Here is a 19,030-nt window from a genome sequence, read left to right on the forward strand (position 1 = left end):
ACCGCCGGGGCCCGGCCCCGGTCAGAGTGGGGTGGTGCAGAGGCCGGGGACCCGGCGCCACCCGCCCATGGAGGAGACCCGGACATGACCGAACCGCTGGTGCGCCCGCTCGATCCGGCGGCGGACGGGGTCGCCGAGGCGCTGCACCGGGTCGGCCGGGCCGCGTACGCCGTCGAGGCGGAGCTGATCGGCTTCGACGGGATCCCGGCACTCCGGGAGAGCCCGGCCGAGCTCCGGGCCCGGCCGCTGCGGTGGGCCGGGGCCGTGCGGGCGGACGGCTCCCTCGCCGGGTTCGTCGCCTGGGAGGAGCCGGTGCCCGGCGGGGCGGGCGCCCCGGCCCGGATCGACCGGCTGTGCGTGGACCCGGCCGGGTTCCGCCAGGGTGTCGGCGGGCGGCTGGTGCGCTGGTTCCTGGCGGAGGTGGCGGCCGGCCGGCCGGTGGAGGTGACCACGGGGGCGGCGAACGCCCCGGCCCTCGCGCTGTACGAGGGGCTGGGTTTCGTCCGCGGCACGGACTTCTCGCCGGAGCCGGGGCTGCTGATGGCCGCGCTGCGGCGGCCGGCGGCGTAGCCCCGGCGCCCGGGCGGGCCGCCGGGGTCAGGCGTCGGGAAGGTCGGCGGACGGGTCGGCCAGGCCGTCCTCCAGGGACTTCAGCAGCCGGTCGCGTTCGACCTCGTCGAGCGGGACCGGGGCGACGTCCGCGGCGTCGGTGAGCCGGCGGAAGCCTCCGCGCCGCTGGAGCCGGCCGCTGACCCGGATCGGCAGGCCGACCAGGTGCGCGTGCCCGGCCACCCGGTACGCCTCCTCGTCGAGGACCACCCGGACGAAGGGGACCTCGGCCCCGGACAGCACCCGCAGCCGGACGGTGCCCCCGCCGCCGGGGGCGGAGCGGCGCATCCGGACCACGGCCCCGGCCAGCCGGACCGGGACGGCGGGTTCCCGCCGGGTGTAGCGGTCGGCGGCCTCGCGCAGGGCCGGCAGGTCTCCCGGGGAGAACTCCACCGGTTCGGGGCGGGCGGCGCAGCCGGCCGGGACCCCGGCGGCCGGGGCCCAGGCCAGGGCGACGGCGGCGCCCTCGGAGCCGTGCACCAGGGCGATCAGGGCCTGGGTGAGTTCCCGGCTGACCCCGGCGCCGACCGCCGCGTCGAAGGCCTCCATGCCGCCGGTGGCCCGCTGGTAGTCCACCGCCTCGCGGGCGGCGTGCAGGGCGTGGTGGAGCCGGGTGACGGTGCCGCGGCCGCCGGCCACCGGCACGTAGGCGGTCAGCCGGCGGCCGCCGGGGGCCGGGCCCACCAGGACTCCGTCCAGGGCGCGTTCGGCCTGGCCGCGGTGGCGGGCCCCGTAGTAGCCGGCCCGGGCCCGGTCGGCCAGCGCCCCGGCGAGCAGCAGTTGCCGGGCGGCCGTCCGCAGTTGTTCCTGGGCGGTCCAGTCGGCTTCGGCGCGGGGGGCGATGTCGCGGTCCCAGCGGATCTCGTCGCTGGGCACGGTCAGCCCGTACAGCACTTCCCGGGCGGAGGGCAGTCCGCTGTGGCCGAGGGCGGTGAGGGCCTCCTCCAGGAGGTCCGCGCAGTCCGGGAAGCCTCGGTGTTCGGGGACCAGCAGGCTGGTTCCGGAGCGGCCGCCGGGCGGGGTCCACCGCCCGTAGCGTCCGGTGGCGCCGCCGCGGCGCTGCCAGCCGTGCCGCCGCAGCAGGGCGGCGAGCACCGCCGGGTCGACCTGGGCCGGGTCGGGGTGCGGTGGCGGTGAGGGGTGCGGGTCTCCGTACGGCTCCGGGTGCGTGGGCTGCCAGTGCATCAGGGTGTCCCTCCCGACCCGACCCGGGTCATGATCTCGCACAGCGCCCGGTCGTCGAAGATCCGCGCGGTGGGGATCCGGACGGTGGTCCGGCGCCGGCCGGTGACCTGGTGCCCGGCCAGGTTGGTCCAGTAGCAGCAGTGCCGCAGGCCGAGCAGGTCGTGTCCGGCGTCCAGCCAGTCCCGGCGCTCCCGCGGTACGAGCATCACCACGAGGATCTTGTGCACCGCGACCGGGCTCCGGGCGAGCTTGACGAGGTGGTCGTTGTCCAGGGTGAAGGCGAAGGTGGGGCCGGGCGGCCGGGGCGCGGTCTGGTAGGTGGCCTTCAGCTGGACCTTGATGGTGACCTCGTCGTCCACGGAGTGTTCGGCGGAGCCGTGGCTGACGTGCCAGTCGATGCCGTTGTCGGGGAAGGGCTGGGACAGGGAGCAGCCGGCGGCGGCCGCGACGGCGTGCAGGTAGCCCACCTGGAGGGTCTCCATGCAGGCGGTGGTGGCGAGGCTGCCCCGCAGTACCTCACCCGGCTCGGGATGCGCGAGCGCCATGGCTCCCCCACGCCTTCCAGGCTCGACGGCTCGACTGGCCGGATTCTGACGGCCGATCATGTGTGCGGTCCGTCAAGGTTGTTGTTGCCGCACCCGGGGGGCCGCAAACGGCGTACGGGGCAAACCGCGCGGGTATCACCGTTCCGGGCAGGCCTCGCCTGCCGTTCGGGGACGAGGAGTTCGCCATGACGCGCTGGTATGAGGGGCCATTGGCCGCATTCGACACGGAGACCACCGGGGTGGACGTCGAGCAGGACCGCATCGTGTCCGCCGCTCTCGTCGTCCAGGAGTGTGCGGGCGGGCGCGCCCGGGTCACCCGCTGGCTGGTCAACCCCGGTATCCCGGTTCCGCCGGGGGCGACCGAGGTGCACGGGCTGACCGATGACCACCTCCAGCGGAACGGGCGCTGGCCGGCGCCGGTGGTGGAGGAGATAGCCCGGTCGCTGGCGGAGCAGCAGACGGCCGGGCGGCCGGTGGTGGTGATGAACGCGCCGTTCGATCTGACGCTGCTGGACCGGGAGTTGCGCCGGCACCGGGCGTCGAGTCTGACCCGCTATCTGGACAACAGGCCGTTGACGGTGCTGGATCCGCGGGTGCTGGACAAGCATCTGGACCGCTACCGCAAGGGGCGGCGGACCCTGACGGACCTGTGCGGGCACTACGGGGTGGAGCTGGCCGAGGCGCATGACGCGGCGGCGGACGCGCTGGCCTCGCTGGAGCTGGTGCGGGCGGTGGGGCGGCGGTTCTCGGCCCGGCTGGAGCGGTTGAGTCCGGCGGAGCTGCACACCCTGCAGGCGGTGTGGCACGCGGCCCAGGCGCGCGGGCTGCAGGCGTGGTTCGCGCGCAACGGTTCGGAGGAGGCGGTGGATCCGCACTGGCCGGTGCGTCCGGAGCTGTCCACGGCCGCCTGAGCGGGGACACGGGGTGCTCGGGGTGCTCGGGGTGTCCCGGGCATGAGAAAGCCGGTCCGTCGGTGACGGACCGGCTTGTCCCGGTGGTGGGCGATACTGGGATCGAACCAGTGACCCCTTCGGTGTGAACGAAGTGCTCTCCCGCTGAGCTAATCGCCCGGGAACGGGTTGAACGATACAACGCGTCCGGGGGTTCGTTCAAACCGCCTCCAGCCTGCGGGTCAGTCCGCGCCGTCCGGAGCGCATCATCAGGGCGTGGTTGAGCCGGAAGAAGGGCCTGCCGGGGACGGCGAGGATCCGCATCAGGGGTTTGGTGACCCGGACCTCCTGGTCGTAGACGGCGCGGGTGGCGGTGGTGCCGAGGGGTTCCAGGGTCCAGCGGACCCAGCCTTCGAGGTCTCCGGTGAGGTCGACGGCGAGGGTCCGGCGGGCCGGGTCGGCCGGTCGGCCGGTGGCGGCCACCCGGAGTTCGTAGGGCAGGACGGAGCGGAAGACGGCGCTGCCGGAGCGTTCGTCGGCGGGGTCGGGGAGCACCCGGCGGATCTGCGGCCACCACCGGGGGTAGTCGCCGGGGCGTTCGAGGACGGCGTAGACGCGGTCGGGCGGGGCGGGGAGCTCCCAGACGCTGTGGAAGCGGTAGTGGGTCCAGTCCACGGGCGGTCCTCCGGGGTGAGCGGGTGAGTAGCGGGGTGGCCGGGCTGAGTATCCGTACCCATGTGCGGGGGCCGTGACCGGCGACACACTGCGGAACATGGAGAACGCACTGCCGCCGGCCGAGGAGCTGGCGCTCATCGACCGCGAACTGGCCGGACTGGACGCCCGTCGCGGGTACTTGCTGGCGCGCCGGGCCCAGTTGATCGCTCTGCTGCGGCAGGCCGCCGGGCGTCCGCCGGTCCCCGTGTGGGGGCCCGTGCCCGCGGCCCCGGCGGCGGGTCCGGGTGCGCAGGGCGTGCTGCTGGTGCTGGGCGCGGTGCTGCTGGGGGTGGCGGCGCTGGCGTTCACGCTGCTGAGCTGGGGTGCGATGGGGATCGGCGGCCGGTCGGCGGTGCTGGCGGTGCTGACGGCGGCCGCGCTGGCGGCTCCGGTGGCGCTGCTGCGGCGGGGTCTGGGGTCCACGGCGGAGGCGGTGGCCGGGCTGGGGCTGCTGCTGACGGTGCTGGACGTGTACGCGGTGTACGCGGTGGGCCTGTCCGGCGTGGACGGTGTCGCGTACGCGTCGGGGGCCTCGGCGGTGCTGGCGGCGGTCTGGGCGGGGTACGGGCTGCTGCTGCGCGGGGCGCGGCTGCCGCTGCCGGCGGCCGTGCTGGTGGCGCAACTGCCGCTGCCGCTGGCCGCGTTGGCTTCTTCCGCCGGTCCGTCCGGGGTGGCCTGGGCGCTGCTGGTGACGGCGGGTCTGGACGCGCTGCCGGTGCTGTGGGGGCGCCGGGGTGCGGTGGTCGGCTGGTGTGCCGGGGTGTCGGGGGCGGTGCTGGGTGCGGCGGCGCTGCTGACCGGGGCGGCGGAGTCGGCGGCGACGGGTGCGGTGGCCCCGTCGCTGCTGCTGGCCTCGGCGGCGGCCGGTTGTGCGGCGGTGTCCTGGCGGTCCTCGGTCCTCGCGGCGGGGTCGGCGGGCTCGGCGGTGGCATCGGTGGCGGCGTACGGTCTGGCGGCGGTCGCGGGGCTGGCGGCCGTGGGGGCGGTCGGGGGGCTGGTGCGGCCGCCGCTGGACTCGGAGTGGCTGGTGCTCGCCTTCCTGGTGCCGGCGCTGCCGCTGCCGGCCGGGCTGCGGGCGGGCCGGCTGCCGCGGCCGGTGCGGCGGGGGCTGGCGGGGGCCGGGGCGGCGGTGTGGCTGCTCGCGGTGCTGACGGTGCTGCCGGCCCTGGTGTCGGCGCTGGTGGGTCGGCTGGGCGTGCTGGACCGGGTGTGGGAGTCCTCGGCGCGGGCGCCGGAGCTGCTCTGGCCGGGGGCGGCGGCCCCGGTGGTGCTGCTGCTGGTGGCGGGCGCGGCGGCCGTGCTGGACCGGTCGGCGTCCCCCGCGGGGGTCCGGGCGGCGGCCGGGGCGGTCGCGGTGGGGCTGGGGTGGGCGGGGCTGTTCCTGGCGCCGCCGGCGGCCGGGCTGCCGGGCCCGGTGGTGCCGGCGGTCCAGCTGGCGGTGAGCCTGGCGGCGGGGGCGGTGGCCCTGGGCGGGCTCCGGGGCCCGGTGGCGGGTGCGGTGGCGGCGGTGTGTGCCGCGGTGGGCACGGCGGACGTGGCGCTGGCCTCGCTGGACGGGCGGGCGGCGACCTTCGCGGTGTTCGGGGTGCTGGTGCCGGCCGCGGTCGCGGGGGCGGCGTACCGGCCCGCTCCGGGGGTGCTGAGGGCCGGGGCGGGGGTGCTGGCCGTCGGGTACGCGACCGGGCTCGCCGTGGCGCTGGGCGGGCTGCTGGAGCTTCCGGTGCACCTCTGGGGGCTGCTGGTGCTGGTGGTGCCCGCCGTGGTGGCCGTCCGGCCGCCGGGACGGGACGGGGTTCCGGGCCCCCGGGTGCCGGTGGAGGTCGCGGCCGCCGGTTCGACGGCCCTGGCGGTGCTGCTGGCGGCCGGCGAGTCGGCCTGGCTGGCGCTGCTGCTGGCGCTGTCCGGGGTGGTGTGCGCGGGCGCGGCGGTACGGGCGGACCGGCGCCGGGTCGGGTACGCGGCGGGGGCGCTGTTCCTCGCGGCCGCCTGGGTGCGGCTGGCGGCCTCGGGGGTGTCGCTGCCGGAGGCGTACACGCTGCCGGTGACGGTTCCGGCGCTGCTGGTCGGCCTGCTGCGGCGGCGCCGGGATCCGGAGGCCTCGTCCTGGACGGCGTACGGTCCGGGTCTGGCGGCGACCCTGCTGCCCTCCCTGCTGGCGGTGTGGGGCGACGGCCACTGGGCGCGGCCGCTGCTGCTGGGCCTGTCGGCGCTGGCCCTGACCCTGGCGGGGGCGCGGTTCCGGCTGCGGGCCCCGCTGCTGCTGGGCGGCGGGGCGCTGGCCCTGGTGGCGCTGCACGAGCTGGCCCCGTACGTGGTGCAGGTGGCGGACGCGCTGCCGCGCTGGGTTGTGCCGGCCCTGGCGGGCCTGCTGCTGCTGGTGGTCGGCGCGACCTACGAGAAGCGGCTGGCGGACGCCCGCCGGCTGCGGGCCGGTCTCGGCCGGCTGCGGTGAACGCGAAGGGCCCGGAGACTTCGAGGAAGTCTCCGGGCCCTTCATCCGGGTGGGCGATACTGGGATCGAACCAGTGACCCCTTCGGTGTGAACGAAGTGCTCTCCCGCTGAGCTAATCGCCCCGGCGCACCGCAAACATTACCGCATGTCAGCGGTGCTCCCGACCAGCCGCCCGGCTCACTGGTTCATGGCGTTCCAGGGCATGACCAGGCCCCACTGCCACAGGTAGACAGCCGTCAGCGCGCCGGCGATCAGCAGGCCGGCGGTGGTCAGGATGATGTTGCGGCGGCGGACCTTGGGGTCCAGGGCCCGCTTGGCCGCCTCGGTGACCTTGCGCTTGGTCCAGCGCAGCACCAGCTGGGCCCAGACGAACTCGGTCGCCCAGATCGCCATGCCGCCGAAGATGACCACCCAGCCCGGTCCGGGCAGCGGCAGCATGATGATGCCCGTGATCACCACGGCCAGGCCGACGATGAAGACGCCGACCTGCCAGCTGAGGTGCAGGGTCCGGCGGGCCTTGATGAACTCCGGCGCCCGCGAGCCGAGCGGCGGCTCGGCGGCGGTCTCCTCCGCTTCCCCGGCTTCCCCAGTGGCCTTGATTTCGTCACTCCCCGTATTCATGCTCCTGAATCTACCGGAGCCGAAAGCACACGTGAATGGGCGTTTCGATCCGCCGTCCGAGGGACCCGAAGGTCCGCAAAACGGTCAGAGGGGTTTACAACGGCACCGTAGGTGGCATGTCGATTTCGCCGACGTGCGAATCCCCGAGCGCACACTGAGCGAAAGGCCCTGGCGCTTATGAACACCACGGTCAGCTGCGAGCTGCACCTGCGCCTCGTTGTGTCGAGCGAGTCATCTCTGCCTGTTCCCGCGGGCCTGCGGTATGACACGGCCGACCCCTACGCCGTGCACGCCACCTTCCACACCGGCGCCGAGGAGACGGTCGAATGGGTATTCGCCCGCGACCTCCTCGCCGAGGGCCTGCACCGGCCCACCGGTACCGGAGACGTCCGGGTCTGGCCGTCCCGTAGCCACGGCCAGGGCGTCGTCTGCATCGCCCTGAGCTCACCGGAGGGAGAAGCGCTGCTCGAAGCACCCGCCCGAGCACTGGAGTCGTTCCTGAAGCGGACCGACGCCGCGGTTCCACCAGGAACCGAGCATCGGCACTTCGACCTCGACAAGGAGCTGTCCCACATCCTGGCCGAAAGCTGACGGGACGGGTTCCCAGGACCGTCAGACACACGAGCCAGCCCGACCCGCCACCCACACCGTCCGAACTCGGGGCGACGGTGTGAGGCGGGCAGCCACACACGGCATGACCGGCGCTGTTCCCACGGAATCCGTCCGCGGGAGCAGCGCCGGTGCGCTTTTCCGGTGAACCGCTAGAGTCACCCACGTGCAGATTCCCCACGACACCCGCCGCGCCCTCGATGTCGTCGTCGCCCTGGTGAACACCGCGCCCGACGGTCAGGGACCGGACGGGCTGGCGGACGTCGGCGCGCTGCGGACCTTCGTCGAAGAGTTCTCGATCAGCGACGTCGGCCAGCTGGGCGCCCGCGATCTCGCCGGGGTGCGCGCCGTCCGCGGGAAGTTCGCCCAGGTGTTCGCCGCGCCGGGCGCCCGGGCCGCCTCGGTGCTGATCAACGAGCTGGTGGCCACCGCCGGCACCACCCCGCAGCTGACCGACCACGACGGCTACGACTGGCACGTGCACTACTTCGCCCCGGGCGCCTCGGTCGGCGACCACCTGGCGGCGGACGGCGGCATGGCCCTGGCCTTCATCGTGGTCTCCGGGGAGCAGGAGCGGCTGCGCCGCTGCGAGGCCCCGGACTGCCGGCGCGCCTTCGTGGACCTGTCCCGGAACCGCTCCCGCCGCTACTGCGACAGCCGGACCTGCGGGAACCGCCTCCATGTGGCGGCCTACCGGGCCCGCCGCAAGGAAGCCGCCGAGTAGGGCTCAGCGCAGGAACAGATCGTGCACCGAGGCCAGCAGGAGCAGCACCCCGATCACGGTCAGGAAGATCATCAGCGGCGGCTGGGAGAGCGCGAAGAGACAGCCGCGCGGCTCCTCGGCGGCGGCGGGGACGCGTCCCGGCGGCTCGCCCTGTGTGGTGTCGGGCATGTCGAGCATGTCGGGCGATGATGGCGCAGCACGGCCCGCTCAGTCCCTCAACACGCCAGCGGAGGCGCGGGAGTTCGTCAGATCCCGTGCTTCTTGAGGATCGCTTCGATGTCCGAGAAGTCCTCGCCGGCCGGAGCCGGGGTGCGGGTCGGTGCGGCCTTCGGGATGCCGGGGGCGGCGGCGGGCGCGGAACCGAGCGAGGGCGCAGAGGCCCCCGGGGCGACGGCTTCCTGGCGGCCGGCCCGGCGGCGCTCCACGGCCCGGGTGCCGGTGAACAGCAGCCAGGCCAGGCCGAGCACCCCGAAGCCCGCCCACACGGAGGGTTTGAAGACGATCCCGGAGACCCAGCCCACCACTCCGGTCATCACCAGCCCCACCGGCACCAGCGAGTAGGCGGCGATCCGGGTCGCGGCGAGGAAACGCCTGCGGTAGGCGGTCACCGCGGCCAAGCCCAGGCCCGCCGCGGACACCGCCGAACAGATGGTCTCGGCCAGCATGCCGTCCTCCAGTGCCGTGGGGTGTGTCACCGTCCATCCTGCACCGCCGGGCCCCGGTGCGGCCACGGTCCGGCGGCCTGACCGGCGGATCTCCGGGAGATCTCCGGGTCGGGCCTCCTCCCCAGGTGGGGCTCCCCCGGCGGACTCCCCCGGCCCGGTCCGGCCGGCGGGCTGGGAGACTGTCCCCCATGACCTCTTCCGTCGTTCTCGAAGTCTGGTGCGAACTCCAGTGCCCGGACTGCCACACCGCCCTCGACGACGTGCGCGCGCTCCGCGCCCGTTACGGGGACCGGCTGGACATCGTCCTGCGCCATTTCCCGCTGGAGAAGCACAAGCACTCCTTCGCGGCCGCCCAGGCCGCCGAGGAGGCGGCGGAGCAGGGCCGCGGCTGGGACTACGCCGAGGCCGTCCTGGCCCGCACCGCGGAGCTGGGCGAACGCGGCGAGGCCCTGCTGCTGGACGTGGCCCGTGAGCTGTCCCTGGACGCGGAGGAGTTCGACACCGCGCTGATCGACGGCCGGCACATCCTGATCGTGGACGCGGACCAGGCCGAGGCCAAGGCCATCGGGGTCACCGGCACCCCCACCTATGTGATCGGCGGCGAGCGGCTGGACGGCGGGAAGTCCCAGGAGGGCCTGCGCGCCAGGATCGAGGCCGTCGCCGACCGCCTCCTCGAAGAGACGGCCTAGAGCAGGTCCTTGGCGCAGTTGACGTACGTGGTGCGGTAGCCGAGGGAGTCGTAGAGGGCCCGGGCCGGGGTGTTGCCCGCGAAGACCTGGAGGCCCAGCCGGTCCGCGCCGGCCTCCCGGGCCTGCCGTTCGGCCAGCAGCATCAGGCCCCGGCCGTGGCCCCGGCCGCGGTGGGCCGCGTCCACCGCCACGTCGAACACGTACGCCTGGCCCGCCGTCGCGGCCGGACCGGAGCCGGTGCGGTCCGGGAGGGCCAGCCACAGATGGCCCACCGGCTCCCCGGCCGCCTCCAGCACGGACAGCCGGATCCCCGGGGTGGCCGGGCCCTGGGGCAGGGCCTCGCGGTGGTCGTGGTCGGACTTGGTCCGGGCCGCCTCCTCGGACATGCCCCGGCTGGTCCAGTCCCGTGCGTACCCCTCGACCGCCCGCTCCAGCCAGGGCCCGTACTCGGCGTCCGTCATGGGGCGGTCCAGCAGCCCGGCGGGCAGTTGTGGCGGCGGTCCGGCCGGCAGGCCGAGGGCCATGTTGCGGCTGTACTCGGTGTAGCCGAGCGCGCCGGCCATCCGCAGGCCGGCCGCCGATCCGGCGGGCACCGAGACCCGCACCCGCCGGCAGCCCCAGGACCGCAGCACCTCCTCGGCGGCCAGGGCCGCCACGGTGGCCCGGCCGCGCCGCCGGTCGCCCTCCTCGATGCCCAGGTCGCGGATCTCGCCGACGGTGGGCCCGAAGGGGGTGTCCGAGGCGAGCAGCAGCGAGCCGACCCGCCGACTGTTGACCCGGACCTCGTACGGACGGGAACGCGCGCCCCCGCTGGTCTGCTGAAGCGGCCCGCTCGGCCGCAGGGTGGTGGTCATCGCTTCGGTTCTACCCGCCGGGACGCCGCCCGTCAGCCCGTTTACGGGTCCAGATCCGCCCCGGACCGCTCGGCGAAGATCCGCATGGCCTCCGCGGTGACCGGCCCCGGGGCGCCCGGGAGCTCCCGGCCGTCGATCCGGTGGACCGCCTGCACATCGCGCAGGGTGGAGGTCAGGAACACCTCCTCGGCCTCGTCGAGGGCCTCGAAGGGCAGGTCGGTCTCCTTGGCTCCGGCCCACTCCACGACCAGGGCGCGGGTGATCCCGGCCAGCGCGCCGGAGCTCACCGGCGGGGTGTGGAGCTCGCCGCCGAGGACCACGAACACATTGCTGCCGGTGCCCTCGCAGAGCCGGCCCACGGTGTTGGCGAACAGCGCCTCGGAGGCGGCCGAGCGGTGCGCCTGGGCGAGGGCGACCACGTTCTCGGCGTACGAGGTGGACTTCAGGCCCGCGATGGCGCTGCGCTCGTTCCGCACCCAGGGGACGGTGATCACGGCGGTGGTGTCGGGCCGGCGGGCCGCGTCGCCGAGGGCGACCACCAGGGTCGGGCCCTCCTGCCCGCGGTCGGAGCCGAGCGGGGACAGTCCGCCGGTGTAGGTGATCCGCAGCCGGCCGAGCGGCAGCGGCTGGGCCGCGAGGACGGCCGCGCAGGCGTGCCGGACCTCGTCCAGGTCGGGTTCGGGCAGGCCCATGCCGCGGGCGGAGCGGGCCAGCCGGTCCAGATGGCGGGTGAGCGCGAAGGGCCGGCCGTGCCGGGCGACCAGGGTCTCGAAGACCCCGTCTCCCACGGTCAGCCCGTGGTCGAACACCGACACCCGCGCCCCGTCCGCGTCGTGCAGCGCTCCGTCGAGCCAGATCTTCACCGTACGGTCCTTCCGCTGTGCTGGTACGTGCCCGACGCTACCGCGAGCAGCCGGGAGGCCTTGAGCTCGGTCTCCGCCCACTCCCGGTCCGGGTCCGAGCCCCAGGTGATGCCGGCCCCGGTGCCGAAGCACAGCCGCGGCCCGGCGGGGGCCTGCCGGTCGATCCAGAAGGTCCGGATGCCCACCGCGAGCTGTGCGGTGCCGCGGTCGGCGTCCACCCAGCCGATGCCCCCGCAGTAGGGGCCGCGCGGGGCGGTCTCCAGCTCCGCGATGATCCGCAGGGCGGAGGACTTGGGGGCGCCGGTGACGGAGCCGGGCGGGAAGGTGGCGGCCAGCAGTTCGGGCCAGCCGGCCCCTTCGGCGAGTTCCCCGCTGACCGTGGAGACCAGGTGCACCAGACCGGGGTGCTCCTCCACGGCGCAGAGTTCGGGGACCGCGACGGATCCGGTGGCGCAGACCCGGCCCAGGTCGTTGCGGACCAGGTCCACGATCATCACGTTCTCGGCGTGGTCCTTCTCCAGGAGGTCGGCGGCGGTCCGGCCGGTGCCCTTGATCGGCCCGGACTCGATGTGCCGTCCGGAGCGGCTCAGGTACAGCTCGGGCGAGGCGGTGGCGATCTCCACCCCGTGGGCCGGAAGCCGAATCGTTCCTGCGTACGGCGCGGGGTTGCCGCGCGCCAGCAGGGCGGTCAGCGCGTCCACATCGGCGCGGTCCGGGTCGGGCAGCGGCGCGGACATCACCCGGCAGAGGTTGGCCTGATAGACCCCTCCGGTGGCGATGTGCTCGCGGATCCGGCGGACGCCGGACACGTAGGCCTCCCGGTCCAGCGAGCTGGTCCAGCGGTCGGCGGCGGGGCCGTGCCAGGCGCCCGGGGCGGGTTCGGGCACGGGATCGGGACGGACGTCGCCGAAGCGGGCACAGGTGACCCGCCCCTCGAAATCGGCCGAGACCGCCCAGAACCCGGTGGAGTCGAGGGCGGAGACATCACCGGTCACGTCCCGGAGATCGGTGGCGAGGAGGCCGCCGAAGCGGGCCATGGGCTGCAGGTCTTGCACGGCTGTGAGTCTATGACCGGCGGCCGCGCGGCGCCGGAGAGGTGACGGAGAGGTGACCCCCGGTGATCGGAGGGCAGCACGCTGCGGAAACGCGTTTTTGAGCTGGCCCGGGAATCCGCTAGAGTTCAACACGTCGCCGGGGAGCGCGGGAGAAACCCCGAGCAGGACGGCGACATGCGGACGTAGCTCAGTTGGTAGAGCACCACCTTGCCAAGGTGGATGTCGCGAGTTCGAGTCTCGTCGTCCGCTCGATGTGGGGGATCTTCCCGAACCCCTGTTTCACACTCCTGGTGGAGTGGCCGAGAGGCGAGGCAACGGCCTGCAAAGCCGTCTACACGGGTTCAAATCCCGTCTCCACCTCCAAGGACGATTAGCTCAGCGGGAGAGCGCTTCCCTGACACGGAAGAGGTCACTGGTTCAATCCCAGTATCGTCCACTGGATCTTCGGATCCCGGATCCACGGATCCCCCGCGCGATTAGCTCAGCGGGAGAGCGCTTCCCTGACACGGAAGAGGTCACTGGTTCAATCCCAGTATCGCGCACGCAGTAACTCCGCAGCACACCCGCGCGATTAGCTCAGCGGGAGAGCGCTTCCCTGACACGGAAGAGGTCACTGGTTCAATCCCAGTATCGCGCACCATCACCGGAAGCCCCGGCCGTTCCCCGGCCGGGGCTTCCGCGTTCCCCCGGTCAGGAGGAGAAGAGCATCCGGCCGAAGCCGCGGTTGTGCCCGTGGCCGTGACCGTGGTGGCCGCCGTGGTGCTGCGGGGCTCCCCAGGCGGGGGCCGGGGCGCCGTGCTGGGCGGGGTAGGCCGGCGGGGCCGGCGGCGGCGGGACCTGACCGTACTGGCCCTCCATGCGGGTCAGGGCCTCCAGCTCTCCGTAGTCCAGGAAGATGCCCCGGCAGCCGCTGCACTGCTCGATCTGGACACCGCTGCGGTTGTACGTATGCATCATCGCGTGACACTTCGGACACTGCATGATCGGCTCACTCCTCGCCGTCGGACCTCGCCCCCGCGCGGCAGGCGCGGTGGCACGGACTCACCTTACGACGGAGGCGGCGGCTCCAACTGGGCCGGGATTGTTCCTATTCGGCCACAGGAACCGGTCACCGCCCGCTCCACCTCGTCGAGTCGGCGTTCCTCGGTCAAAGCCCTGGCCACGGCCAGTGCGCCGGTCTGCACCGTCAACGCGCGTGCGGCCAGATCGAGTTCCGGCCAGGGGTCGCTGCCGGGCGGGCCGGCCGCCGGGCCCCCGGCGGCCCGGTAGGCGTCGAGGAAGCACAGCCAGTCCTCGGGGGCCAGCAGTCCGGCCGCGTACCAGGCGGCGGGGCGGGCCAGGTCCCAGGCCGGCGGACCGATGCCGAGGTCGTCCACGTCGATCAGCCGCCAGCCGGCCCGGACCCGGACAAGCTGGCCCAGGTGCAGGTCCCCGTGGCAGAGGGCGTCCCCGGCGGCGGCCGGGGCGGGCGCCTCGCCCCGGGCCCAGGCCGGCAGGGTGGCGGCGGCGGCCCGGACGGCCGCCGCGTCCTCGGCGACCTCGGCGGGGATCCCGGCGCCGGTGCCGGACGCGGATCCGGCGGCGGCCAGGGCGGTGTCCATCCGGCGCAGCGCCCGGGCCAGTTTGGCCGGTCCGCGCATCGGGGGGACCGGTCCGGGCAGCCGGCCGGTCGGGACCGAGTGCAGAGCGGCCAGCAGCCGGGCCGCGGCCGCCCAGGGGGCGTCCTCGGGGCGTTCGGGGTCCACCGGGGTCCCGTACGGCCAGAGGGTCACCGCGCGGCCCGCCCGTTCCTCGGCGGCGGGCCGCAGCGGGGGCAGCAGCACCCCGGCCAGCTCCGGGGCGGCTGCCACCCGCAGCCGTACCGCCAGCCCGGCCCGGTCGGTGTCCGGCGCGTGGGCCTTGGCCACGGTCTCCCCGCGGCGCAGTACGGTGCCGTCCGCCCGGTCCGCGAGCACCACCGCGGCCGGGGTGGGGGCCGGGGCCGGTTCCGGGGACGGCGGCGCGGCGGAGGGTTCGCGGGGGGCCGGGACGGCGGCTGCCAGAGCGGCGGCCAGGGCCTCGGTCACGGCTGCGGTCACGGCTGCGGTCATGGTCTGGCCCCCCGGGTCGTTCGGGCGCGCGCCCCCTCGGATCGTACGCGGCCCGCCCGCGGGGCGGGGACGAGCGGGCGCGGACAAAAAGGGTGCTGTTCCCGCGACTCCCCAGTCGTGGGAACAGCACCCTTTTCACTGCCGTCCGCCGCTCCCCCGTCCCCACGGGGTGGTGGGCGATGTCCTTGGTCCGGGCCGCTCTCCCGGACCTGGGGCGCCGCTCAGCGCCCCAGCAACGCGCTCACGGACGACGCTTGGGTCACCACCTGCTCCCAGCCGCCGAAGAGCACGACCAGGAGGGTGGCCAGGGGAAGGACCATGGCCGCGGCCACCAGTGGATGGCGCGTACCGGACGCGGACTGGTGCGCGTTGAACGCGAAGGTCTTGCGTCCCTGCTCTGCGCGGTCCGACATGGTCCTCTCCCTGTGGTTGGCAGCGGCGGGTGTATGACCTCGGGGGACGAGTTAGTCACCCGCCGCTTGTGTTCAACCTTAGGAGCGCTGGAGCCGCGGGTCCTCATGCCTGCGAACCCTTTGCCGGGCCTCCGGGAGGATGACGGTCCCCCTCCCGCGTACTCCCCTGGTTGGAGACCGATCACTCCGTCTGAGGGTCTTCCCGGAGGGGTCCCCCCGGAACCGGCTGCTCCACCAGCGCGAGCACCCGGTTGGCCATGAACCGGGCGGTCCGCACGGGCTGACCGCTCCGGGTGACTTCGCTCACTTCCACCACTCCCCTGCGCACCGCGGTCTCCACCCGGCGGCCCGCCCGGGTGGCCACCACCTCATACGTCCGGGTGGTGTCCCCGGCGTCCACGACGATCTCGACCCTGTCGCCCTTCATCGCCAATCCCCCTTACGCGATGGACTCTTGAGCGCCCACCCGCCCCGAACGAGCCACCGGGGCAGGAGTTCTGAGCACCCCTCAAGTGTCCCAGTCCGCACTGACAATCGAATCTCCTGACGAGGGCGCGGCCTCTGAGCGGACATGGCGGATGGTCCGTAAGCTGTGCCACGTCAACAGGACGACCGGTCAGTCAGCGGGGTGGACATGGCGATGATGCGGCTCCGGCGCGAGGACCCGCGTGTCGTCGGCTCCTTCAGGCTGCACCGGCGGCTCGGCGCGGGCGGCATGGGTGTGGTCTACCTGGGCTCTGACCGGCGCGGCCAGCGGGTGGCGCTCAAGGTGATCCGGCCGGACCTCGCCGAGGACCAGGAGTTCCGTTCGCGGTTCGCCCGCGAGGTGTCGGCGGCCCGGCGGATCCGCGGCGGCTGCACCGCCCGGCTGGTGGCCGCCGATCTGGAGGCCGAGCGCCCCTGGTTCGCCACCCAGTACGTGCCCGGGCCCTCGCTGCACGACCGGGTGGCCGAGGACGGCCCGCTGACGGCCGCGCAGATCGCCGCCGTGGGCGCCGCGCTCTCCGAGGGCCTGGTGGCCGTGCACGAGGCCGGGGTGGTCCACCGTGACCTCAAGCCCTCCAACATCCTGCTGTCCCCCAAGGGACCCCGCATCATCGACTTCGGCATCGCCTGGGCGACCGGGGCGAGCACCCTCACCCATGTGGGGACGGCCGTGGGCTCGCCCGGCTTCCTGGCCCCCGAGCAGGTCCGCGGGGCCGCCGTCACCCCGGCCACCGACGTGTTCGCGCTGGGCGCCACCTTGGCGTACGCGGCCACCGCCGACTCCCCCTTCGGACACGGCAGTTCCGAGGTGATGCTGTACCGGGTGGTGCACGAGGAACCGCAGCTGCACGGGGTCCCGGACGCCCTGGCGCCGCTGGTCCGGGCCTGTCTGGCCAAGGATCCCGAGGACCGGCCCAGCACCCTCCAGCTGTCCATGCGGCTCAAGGAGATCGCGGCCCGCGAGGCCCAGGGGATGACGGACGGGCGGCCGCCGGCCCAGCGGGCCCGGCAGCCGGAGCGGGCCGAACGGGCCGGCCGGCCCGACCTGCCCACCGAGTTCACCGGGCAGCGCACCGAACGGCGTACGGCCGGCACCCCGGCCCCGCGTCCGCAGGGGACGAACGGCCGGGCCCCCGCCGAGGGACCGCCGTCCAGGCCGTCCTCGCCGCGTCACCCGGGCCGCGGACCGGGACCCTCCTCCCGGCCCACCGCGGGCCGTACCGGGGGCCGTCCGGCGCCCCGCACCACCGGGACCGGGCGCCGGCCCGGCCGGCCGGACCCCCGGCTGCTGCGGCAGCGGCTGATCGTGTTCGTGGTGGTGACCCTGATCGTCGCCCTGGGCATCGCGGCCGCCCAGCAGCTCTGAGGAGCCGCCGGGCGGCGCCGCCTCGGGGGCGCGCGGGTCAGCGGCCGGCGCCGGCCACCGCGTAGAAGGCCACGGCCGCCGCCGCGCCCACGTTCAGCGAGTCCACCCCGTGGGCCATCGGGATCCGCACCCACTCGTCGGCCGCGACCAGCGCCTGGGTGGACAGTCCGTCGCCCTCCGCGCCCAGCATCAGGGCCACCCGCTCCAGCGACTGCGGGGCGGCCTCGTCGATCGCCGAGGCCTTCTCGTGCGGGGTCAGCGCGAGGAGTTTGAAACCCGCCTCGCGGACCGAGTCCAGCCCCTTGGGCCAGGCGTCCAGACGGGCGTACGGCACCGAGAACACGGCGCCCATGGACACCTTCACCGACCGCCGGTACAGCGGGTCGGCGCAGTCCGGGGAGAGCAGCACGGCGTCCATCCCGAGGGCGGCGGCGCTGCGGAAGATGGCACCGATGTTGGTGTGGTCGTTGACCGCCTCCATCACCACCACCCGGCGGGCGGTGGACAGCAGCTCCTGCGCCGTGGGCAGCGGCTTGCGCTGCATCGAGGCCAGCGCCCCGCGGTGCACGTGGTAGCCGGTGACCCGCTCGGCGAGGTCCGGGCTGACCGCGTACACGGGTGCCGGGAGCTCGTCGATGACATCGCGCATCACGTCGACCCACTTGGCGGAGAGCAGCATCGAGCGCATCTCGTAGCCGGCGTCCTTGGCGCGTCTGATGACCTTCTCGCCCTCGGCGATGAACAGGCCCTCGGCCGGTTCGCGCCGGCGCCGCAGCTCGACGTCGGTCAGGCCGGTGTAGTCGCGCAGGCGCGGGTCGTCGGGATCCTCGACGGTGATGAGATCAGCCACAGGGTGATACTGCCTTGTCCTGGGTTCGGTGCCAACGGCTCGGTCAGCCGGCGGACTCGGTGGTGTGGACCGCCACGACCTCGCCGATGACGATCACGGCGGGCGGACGGACGTCCTCCGCGCGGACCCGCTCGCCGACCGTGGCCAGGGTGGCGTCCACCCGGCGCTGGGCGGCGGTGGTGCCCTCCTGGACCACGGCGACCGGGGTGTCGGCGGACCGGCCGTGCCGGACCAGGGCCTCGGCGATGGCGCCGATCTTGTCCACGCCCATCAGGACCACCAGGGTGCCGGTCAGCCGGGCCAGGGCGGCCCAGTCGACCAGCGACCGCGGGTCCTCCGGGCCGACGTGCCCGCTGACCACGGTGAACTCGTGCGCCACGCCCCGGTGGGTGACCGGGATCCCGGCCGCGCCCGGCACCGAGATGGAGCTGGAGATGCCGGGGACCACCGTGCAGGGGATCCCGGCCTCGGCGAGGGCCTGGAGCTCCTCCATCCCCCGGCCGAAGACGTACGGGTCCCCGCCCTTGAGGCGGACCACGTTCTTCCCGGCCTTGGCGTGCTCGATCAGCGCGTTGTTGATGGCCTCCTGGGCCATGAACCGGCCGTACGGGATCTTCGCCGCGTCGATCACCTCGACGTGCGGCGGAAGCTCCGCGAGCAGGTCGCGGGGGCCCAGCCGGTCGGCGATCACCACATCGGCCTGGGCGAGCAGCCGGCGGCCCCGCACGGTGATCAGGTCCGGGTCGCCGGGCCCGCCGCCGACCAGGGCCACCCCGGGGGTGCCGCGGTGGCCGTGCCGGTGCCCGGGCGCGGCCAGGGTGCCGTCGCGCAGGCCCTCGACCACGGCGTCGCGGACGGCGGCGGAGCGGCGCGGGTCGTTCCCGGTGAGCACGGCCACGGTGACGCCCTCGCTGCGGCCGGTGGCCGGGGTCCAGGCGGTGGCGGCCTCCGCGTCGTCGGCGCGGACCGCCCAGATCCGGTTCCGCTCGGCCTCGGCCGAGGCCAGGTCGTTGGCGGCCCGGTCCCGGGTGGCGATCAGCACGTACCAGGCCTCGGCGAGGTCGCCCTCCCGGTACCGGCGCCGCTCCCAGCGGATCTCCCCGGTCTCGGCCATCGCGTCCACCGAGGGGGTGGCCGAGGGCGAGACCAGCAGGACGTCGGCGCCGGCCGCCACCAGGGCGGGCAGGCGGCGCTGCGCGACCTGGCCGCCGCCGATGACGACGACACGGCGGCCGGCGAGACGGAGCCCTACGGGATAGGCGGGGTGTTCGGCCATGGCGGTGCGGCTCCTGAAGGCGGCGGTGGTTCTGCTGTGCCGCTGCGGCGTTGGAGCGGCTTGTCCGGGGTGAC

22 protein-coding genes and 7 tRNA genes are annotated in these 19,030 nt (G+C 74.7%); 12 read left to right on the forward strand and 17 right to left on the reverse strand.

The window, feature by feature from the left end; all coding sequences use genetic code 11:
• The first annotated feature begins 84 nt into the window (after positions 1 to 84).
• On the forward strand, positions 85 to 570 hold the full coding sequence (locus tag ACZ50K_RS21840; RefSeq protein WP_468905512.1) for a GNAT family N-acetyltransferase: 486 nt from the start codon (positions 85 to 87) through the stop codon (positions 568 to 570).
• A gap of 27 nt (positions 571 to 597) precedes the next feature.
• Here the strand turns inward: ACZ50K_RS21840 and ACZ50K_RS21845 are convergent, their stop codons facing one another.
• Positions 598 to 1,794: a hypothetical protein gene (locus tag ACZ50K_RS21845; protein ID WP_468905514.1), complete on the reverse strand. Its 1,197-nt coding sequence runs from the start codon at positions 1,792 to 1,794 to the stop codon at positions 598 to 600.
• Complete coding sequence (locus tag ACZ50K_RS21850) at positions 1,794 to 2,339, reverse strand: DUF4365 domain-containing protein (protein WP_468905517.1); 546 nt, start codon at positions 2,337 to 2,339, stop codon at positions 1,794 to 1,796. Before ACZ50K_RS21850 ends, ACZ50K_RS21845 begins: the two co-directional genes overlap by 1 nt.
• Positions 2,340 to 2,524: 185 nt before the next feature.
• Here ACZ50K_RS21850 and ACZ50K_RS21855 point away from each other — a divergent pair, with 185 nt between their 5' ends.
• The gene (locus ACZ50K_RS21855; protein WP_468905520.1) at positions 2,525 to 3,250 is read left to right on the forward strand and encodes an exonuclease domain-containing protein; all 726 of its coding nucleotides are present in this window, start codon (positions 2,525 to 2,527) and stop codon (positions 3,248 to 3,250) included.
• An 84-nt stretch (positions 3,251 to 3,334) separates the two neighbouring features.
• Here the strand turns inward: ACZ50K_RS21855 and ACZ50K_RS21860 are convergent.
• Together ACZ50K_RS21860 and ACZ50K_RS21865 are read right to left on the reverse strand one after the other, a co-directional pair.
• Positions 3,335 to 3,409, reverse strand: a tRNA-Val gene (locus ACZ50K_RS21860).
• Positions 3,410 to 3,448: 39 nt separating this feature from the next.
• A complete protein-coding gene (locus tag ACZ50K_RS21865) occupies positions 3,449 to 3,904 on the reverse strand; it encodes an SRPBCC family protein (protein WP_468905522.1) in 456 nt (151 codons plus the stop codon).
• Positions 3,905 to 4,001: 97 nt separating this feature from the next.
• Between ACZ50K_RS21865 and ACZ50K_RS21870 the strand changes: the two genes are divergently transcribed.
• Positions 4,002 to 6,395: an SCO7613 C-terminal domain-containing membrane protein gene (locus ACZ50K_RS21870; protein ID WP_468905525.1), complete on the forward strand. Its 2,394-nt coding sequence runs from the start codon at positions 4,002 to 4,004 to the stop codon at positions 6,393 to 6,395.
• Between the two features lie 50 nt (positions 6,396 to 6,445).
• Here the strand turns inward: ACZ50K_RS21870 and ACZ50K_RS21875 are convergent.
• Positions 6,446 to 6,517: transfer RNA gene (locus ACZ50K_RS21875), tRNA-Val, on the reverse strand.
• A 55-nt stretch (positions 6,518 to 6,572) separates the two neighbouring features.
• On the reverse strand, positions 6,573 to 7,016 hold the full coding sequence (locus ACZ50K_RS21880) for a TIGR02611 family protein (RefSeq protein WP_468905527.1): 444 nt from the start codon (positions 7,014 to 7,016) through the stop codon (positions 6,573 to 6,575).
• 177 nt (positions 7,017 to 7,193) lie between these two features.
• Here ACZ50K_RS21880 and ACZ50K_RS21885 point away from each other — a divergent pair, with 177 nt between their 5' ends.
• Together ACZ50K_RS21885 and ACZ50K_RS21890 are read left to right on the forward strand one after the other, a co-directional pair.
• A complete protein-coding gene (locus ACZ50K_RS21885) occupies positions 7,194 to 7,607 on the forward strand; it encodes an SsgA family sporulation/cell division regulator (protein ID WP_030011909.1) in 414 nt (137 codons plus the stop codon).
• A 184-nt stretch (positions 7,608 to 7,791) separates the two neighbouring features.
• Entirely contained in the window at positions 7,792 to 8,349 is a 558-nt protein-coding gene (locus ACZ50K_RS21890; RefSeq protein WP_468905529.1) for a CGNR zinc finger domain-containing protein, read from the forward strand.
• 3 nt (positions 8,350 to 8,352) lie between these two features.
• Here ACZ50K_RS21890 and ACZ50K_RS21895 read toward each other — a convergent pair whose 3' ends face one another.
• Positions 8,353 to 8,526 carry a hypothetical protein gene (locus tag ACZ50K_RS21895; RefSeq protein ID WP_468906041.1) on the reverse strand — a complete coding sequence of 58 codons (174 nt, stop codon included), beginning with the start codon at positions 8,524 to 8,526 and terminating at the stop codon, positions 8,353 to 8,355.
• Between the two features lie 68 nt (positions 8,527 to 8,594).
• On the reverse strand, positions 8,595 to 9,014 hold the full coding sequence (locus ACZ50K_RS21900) for a hypothetical protein (RefSeq protein ID WP_468906004.1): 420 nt from the start codon (positions 9,012 to 9,014) through the stop codon (positions 8,595 to 8,597).
• 188 nt (positions 9,015 to 9,202) lie between these two features.
• Here ACZ50K_RS21900 and ACZ50K_RS21905 point away from each other — a divergent pair, with 188 nt between their 5' ends.
• Positions 9,203 to 9,703: a DsbA family protein gene (locus tag ACZ50K_RS21905; protein ID WP_468905531.1), complete on the forward strand. Its 501-nt coding sequence runs from the start codon at positions 9,203 to 9,205 to the stop codon at positions 9,701 to 9,703.
• Here ACZ50K_RS21905 and ACZ50K_RS21910 read toward each other — a convergent pair.
• Genes ACZ50K_RS21910 through ACZ50K_RS21920 form a run of 3 tightly spaced genes read right to left on the reverse strand, consistent with a single transcriptional unit; the run spans position 9,700 to position 12,475 of the window.
• Positions 9,700 to 10,557 carry a GNAT family N-acetyltransferase gene (locus tag ACZ50K_RS21910; protein WP_468905533.1) on the reverse strand — a complete coding sequence of 286 codons (858 nt, stop codon included), beginning with the start codon at positions 10,555 to 10,557 and terminating at the stop codon, positions 9,700 to 9,702. The genes ACZ50K_RS21905 and ACZ50K_RS21910 overlap by 4 nt on opposite strands.
• Before the next feature lie 41 nt (positions 10,558 to 10,598).
• Positions 10,599 to 11,420, reverse strand: a complete 822-nt coding sequence (locus ACZ50K_RS21915; RefSeq protein ID WP_468905536.1) for an aminotransferase class IV — start codon at positions 11,418 to 11,420, stop codon at positions 10,599 to 10,601.
• Entirely contained in the window at positions 11,417 to 12,475 is a 1,059-nt protein-coding gene (locus ACZ50K_RS21920) for a chorismate-binding protein (protein ID WP_468905538.1), read from the reverse strand. Before ACZ50K_RS21920 ends, ACZ50K_RS21915 begins: the two co-directional genes overlap by 4 nt.
• A 176-nt stretch (positions 12,476 to 12,651) precedes the next feature.
• On the opposite strand from ACZ50K_RS21920, the gene ACZ50K_RS21925 reads away from it, so the two are divergent.
• From ACZ50K_RS21925 to ACZ50K_RS21945, 5 genes are all read left to right on the forward strand, one after another.
• Positions 12,652 to 12,724: transfer RNA gene (locus tag ACZ50K_RS21925), tRNA-Gly, on the forward strand.
• A 40-nt stretch (positions 12,725 to 12,764) separates the two neighbouring features.
• Positions 12,765 to 12,838 (forward strand) — tRNA-Cys (locus ACZ50K_RS21930).
• Position 12,839: 1 nt separating this feature from the next.
• Positions 12,840 to 12,911: transfer RNA gene (locus ACZ50K_RS21935), tRNA-Val, on the forward strand.
• Between the two features lie 34 nt (positions 12,912 to 12,945).
• A tRNA-Val gene (locus ACZ50K_RS21940) sits at positions 12,946 to 13,017 on the forward strand.
• Positions 13,018 to 13,040: 23 nt separating this feature from the next.
• Positions 13,041 to 13,115 (forward strand) — tRNA-Val (locus ACZ50K_RS21945).
• A 50-nt stretch (positions 13,116 to 13,165) separates the two neighbouring features.
• On the opposite strand, the gene ACZ50K_RS21950 is transcribed toward ACZ50K_RS21945, so the two are convergent.
• From ACZ50K_RS21950 to ACZ50K_RS21965, 4 genes are all read right to left on the reverse strand, one after another.
• Positions 13,166 to 13,456, reverse strand: coding sequence for a TFIIB-type zinc ribbon-containing protein (locus ACZ50K_RS21950; RefSeq protein ID WP_468905541.1), 291 nt, complete (start codon positions 13,454 to 13,456; stop codon positions 13,166 to 13,168).
• A gap of 65 nt (positions 13,457 to 13,521) precedes the next feature.
• A complete protein-coding gene (locus ACZ50K_RS21955) occupies positions 13,522 to 14,565 on the reverse strand; it encodes a phosphotransferase family protein (protein WP_468905543.1) in 1,044 nt (347 codons plus the stop codon).
• Positions 14,566 to 14,786: 221 nt separating this feature from the next.
• Positions 14,787 to 14,978, reverse strand: coding sequence for a hypothetical protein (locus tag ACZ50K_RS21960; protein WP_468905545.1), 192 nt, complete (start codon positions 14,976 to 14,978; stop codon positions 14,787 to 14,789).
• Between the two features lie 181 nt (positions 14,979 to 15,159).
• Positions 15,160 to 15,405 carry a hypothetical protein gene (locus tag ACZ50K_RS21965; RefSeq protein WP_468905547.1) on the reverse strand — a complete coding sequence of 82 codons (246 nt, stop codon included), beginning with the start codon at positions 15,403 to 15,405 and terminating at the stop codon, positions 15,160 to 15,162.
• Positions 15,406 to 15,612: 207 nt separating this feature from the next.
• Between ACZ50K_RS21965 and ACZ50K_RS21970 the strand changes: the two genes are divergently transcribed.
• A complete protein-coding gene (locus ACZ50K_RS21970) occupies positions 15,613 to 16,830 on the forward strand; it encodes a serine/threonine-protein kinase (RefSeq protein WP_468906007.1) in 1,218 nt (405 codons plus the stop codon).
• 37 nt (positions 16,831 to 16,867) lie between these two features.
• Here the strand turns inward: ACZ50K_RS21970 and ACZ50K_RS21975 are convergent, their stop codons facing one another.
• Both ACZ50K_RS21975 and cobA read right to left on the reverse strand, forming a co-directional pair.
• Positions 16,868 to 17,680, reverse strand: coding sequence for a TrmH family RNA methyltransferase (locus ACZ50K_RS21975; protein WP_468905549.1), 813 nt, complete (start codon positions 17,678 to 17,680; stop codon positions 16,868 to 16,870).
• Between the two features lie 43 nt (positions 17,681 to 17,723).
• On the reverse strand, positions 17,724 to 18,956 hold the full coding sequence (gene cobA, locus ACZ50K_RS21980; RefSeq protein WP_468905551.1) for a uroporphyrinogen-III C-methyltransferase: 1,233 nt from the start codon (positions 18,954 to 18,956) through the stop codon (positions 17,724 to 17,726).
• Positions 18,957 to 19,030 lie beyond the last annotated feature (74 nt).

The organism is Streptomyces sp. NPDC033845 (genome assembly GCF_055576225.1).

Bases quoted from the DNA above. Each gene is read 5' to 3' on its own strand.
- ACZ50K_RS21840 (WP_468905512.1), top strand. From the start codon at position 85: ATGACCGAACCGCTGGTGCGCCCGCTCGATCCGGCGGCGGACGGGGTC.
- ACZ50K_RS21845 (WP_468905514.1), bottom strand. From the start codon at position 1,794: ATGCACTGGCAGCCCACGCACCCGGAGCCGTACGGAGACCCGCACCCC.
- ACZ50K_RS21850 (WP_468905517.1), bottom strand. From the start codon at position 2,339: ATGGCGCTCGCGCATCCCGAGCCGGGTGAGGTACTGCGGGGCAGCCTC.
- ACZ50K_RS21855 (WP_468905520.1), top strand. From the start codon at position 2,525: ATGACGCGCTGGTATGAGGGGCCATTGGCCGCATTCGACACGGAGACC.
- ACZ50K_RS21870 (WP_468905525.1), top strand. From the start codon at position 4,002: ATGGAGAACGCACTGCCGCCGGCCGAGGAGCTGGCGCTCATCGACCGC.
- ACZ50K_RS21880 (WP_468905527.1), bottom strand. From the start codon at position 7,016: ATGAATACGGGGAGTGACGAAATCAAGGCCACTGGGGAAGCCGGGGAA.
- ACZ50K_RS21885 (WP_030011909.1), top strand. From the start codon at position 7,194: ATGAACACCACGGTCAGCTGCGAGCTGCACCTGCGCCTCGTTGTGTCG.
- ACZ50K_RS21895 (WP_468906041.1), bottom strand. From the start codon at position 8,526: ATGCTCGACATGCCCGACACCACACAGGGCGAGCCGCCGGGACGCGTC.
- ACZ50K_RS21900 (WP_468906004.1), bottom strand. From the start codon at position 9,014: ATGCTGGCCGAGACCATCTGTTCGGCGGTGTCCGCGGCGGGCCTGGGC.
- ACZ50K_RS21905 (WP_468905531.1), top strand. From the start codon at position 9,203: ATGACCTCTTCCGTCGTTCTCGAAGTCTGGTGCGAACTCCAGTGCCCG.
- ACZ50K_RS21910 (WP_468905533.1), bottom strand. From the start codon at position 10,557: ATGACCACCACCCTGCGGCCGAGCGGGCCGCTTCAGCAGACCAGCGGG.
- ACZ50K_RS21950 (WP_468905541.1), bottom strand. From the start codon at position 13,456: ATGCAGTGTCCGAAGTGTCACGCGATGATGCATACGTACAACCGCAGC.
- ACZ50K_RS21955 (WP_468905543.1), bottom strand. From the start codon at position 14,565: ATGACCGCAGCCGTGACCGCAGCCGTGACCGAGGCCCTGGCCGCCGCT.
- ACZ50K_RS21960 (WP_468905545.1), bottom strand. From the start codon at position 14,978: ATGTCGGACCGCGCAGAGCAGGGACGCAAGACCTTCGCGTTCAACGCG.
- ACZ50K_RS21965 (WP_468905547.1), bottom strand. From the start codon at position 15,405: ATGAAGGGCGACAGGGTCGAGATCGTCGTGGACGCCGGGGACACCACC.
- ACZ50K_RS21970 (WP_468906007.1), top strand. From the start codon at position 15,613: ATGGCGATGATGCGGCTCCGGCGCGAGGACCCGCGTGTCGTCGGCTCC.
- cobA (WP_468905551.1), bottom strand. From the start codon at position 18,956: ATGGCCGAACACCCCGCCTATCCCGTAGGGCTCCGTCTCGCCGGCCGC.